This is a genomic window from Candidatus Neomarinimicrobiota bacterium, from assembly GCA_018647265.1.
Lineage (GTDB): Bacteria > Fidelibacterota > Marinisomatia > Marinisomatales > TCS55 > TCS55.
In genome coordinates, this window is the sequence record JABGTK010000155.1 from 1 (window position 1) to 2,421 (window position 2,421).

At 34.0% G+C, this 2,421-nt stretch carries 1 protein-coding gene and 1 tRNA gene; both read right to left on the reverse strand.

Annotated features, from left to right (window positions below; all coding sequences use genetic code 11):
- Window positions 1-63: 63 nt before the first annotated feature.
- Window positions 64-137: transfer RNA gene (locus HN459_09445), tRNA-Cys, on the reverse strand.
- A 2,061-nt stretch (window positions 138-2,198) separates the two neighbouring features.
- Entirely contained in the window at window positions 2,199-2,345 is a 147-nt protein-coding gene (locus HN459_09450) for a hypothetical protein (protein ID MBT3479667.1), read from the reverse strand.
- Between the last annotated feature and the right edge of the window lie 76 nt (window positions 2,346-2,421).

The following is a 2,421-nucleotide window of genomic DNA, read 5'->3' on the forward strand; positions in this document are numbered from 1 at the left end:
TACTATATGTAGATAAAACCAATTTAAGTTTGGTTGGTTCATTTATTTCCTTTTATTAATTTGAGTGCTGGGTCGGATTCGAACCGACGAATAATGGATTTGCAATCCACCCCAATTGACCACTCTGGCACCAGCACGGCCTCTCTGCTGATATGGTGGTGAGGATTATATGTTGTTATATTAATTGAATAACCTTTCTATTCGATAGTGCATTTAATCACTACTATAATAAGTATTCGGTCAAATACCGAAATACAATTTTATTTTGTTCATTTGAGGATTTCATCCGAACCTTCCTCGTGATAGAAATACAATTCTTCATATGTGGAATCAATAACACAATATTTAGATGTGGTTGATTCGCCGTTAAAAGAAGGATAATTAATTTGATACTGATGATATAGAGTATCGGTGAATAAAGAGTTATGATTAGTAAGGAACATATATCTAGAATTCTCGTAATAGTGATATAACGAATAAGTGTATACAGAGCTAGTTGGTAAAAGCATAATATGTGCTTCTTCGGTTAGATGACATTCATTCAACGAGAATAACATCGAGAAGATAATTTGTAAGTTGATTAATAAAGTGTTCATTTTAATTTATTCCATAGTGAGAATTAAGTATACGGAAGATAGAATACTCCACACACATATAATTGTTAGTATAGTGATAATGATATTCATCTCCAAGGCAACATAGTCATACCAATGATATTAAGTAAGACCTCTATTATAATAACAAAGATTAAACCACCAATGATTTGGTATGTCCACCACTTCCAACCTTGTAGATTATCCGCCCATTTACGAGATTTGGAGTTTCTAGCTTTATCATACAAACCACTACTCTCACCTATCTTACTGGCCCAATGGTTCGGGTCTATGAATTGTTTTAATTTAATCAACGGCCAACATATTGTGTTTAGTATTTTGATAATTTTCATATTAATAAGTATATGGATTAACGACTAAACATAAATATATTTACCTCAATCCACCTCAATCCCAAGCTTTCACTTCTATTCCTTTGGAATACCATTAATAGTATAATAACCATGTAAATAAAATTTGACCTCGATATGCGAACCGATAAGGGCCTCTGTCATATTGTCAAACTTTTCTCAGTTAACGGGTAAATAGTATGGGTAGCTCTTAGATACGAAATCTATGACAAACTGACACAGAGCTGTATTTTGGTGTTTTTTATACGTTTGCTATTATGAGCCACGTTATACCTACGATCATTATAAACAGGAAGGTTAGTCCTTCTTGTATATACTGTATAGTACTATGACGCACTTTATTATTTACCTTACGATTCATTTCATTCAATCTCATTACTGTTATTACTATATTATTATTAGCTCTCGGCTATTCATTTAAATTTTAGAGGAGAGACTGTTTCAACTTACTAACGCGTTTTCAGTATCGACGAATACCATTTTAAGGTTCTCACACCACCAGCCTGTATACATCTGGTTCTCCAATTTTAATACTTTGGGATTAGATGAGGATTCGAACCTCACAGCCAGAATCTTATCTGACACCACTAGTCTATCACTAAGGCCGTCGCCCGTGAATAATCAACCTTCTAACCCTTCGAATTCTAATAGGGAATCCAGTAGTCTTTGAAGTTATCTTTGGACTGTCAGTAGTTATTAACTCTATTCCCTATATTTTCAAAAATCTTTGAGAGTTCCAAATAGGTAGTCACTCTCAACCCACCAGGCTTCCAAATAAGTAGTCAACCCTAACCCACTGATCTTTCGATTCCAAATATGTAGTCATCGAGAACCCACAATTCTTTGGGATGGAAATAGTAAAAAAACCATCCCTTTGCTTTTAACTGGTAATGAAAGGGTAACAACACCCGAAACAGTCAAAAGACTTTTAAAATCTTCATGCCGCTTTACGCCCTTTGCGACTTTTCACAATATCTCTCTATATCCCTTTTTTTGGGAGAGAGTCGGGCTTTATCTAATTCAATCTTTTTCTTTCATTTCTTATACCTTAATATACAACCAATTTATTTAAGATCCAAGCCTTTTTTTCACTTTTTTTAATTATTTTTCGGTTGAACTATCTTAAACCTAACCTCTGGTTTATCTATAACCTTCTTAGACACGAACTTGCCGTTATCTATATGTAGAACCTTCTCACCATTCTTATTTATAGCCACCCATACATCACCTCTCATTACACTTCCTCCAGTAATACTTCAAATTCTTCTTCCATCTCAGCTATAGCTTCTATCCTAGCTGACTCTAACTCTGATTCAACCACAAGTAACTCATCTACGTCACCTATATCTTCTGAATCCCAATCTATTTTTACAAAACTCATCTTTAATTCCTTTATCTTATACCATAATATACAACCAAAACCCTATACGAGTCAAGCCTTTTCCGAATTATTTTCA

Bases quoted from the DNA above. Each gene is read 5' to 3' on its own strand.
- HN459_09450 (MBT3479667.1), bottom strand. From the start codon at position 2,345: ATGAGTTTTGTAAAAATAGATTGGGATTCAGAAGATATAGGTGACGTA.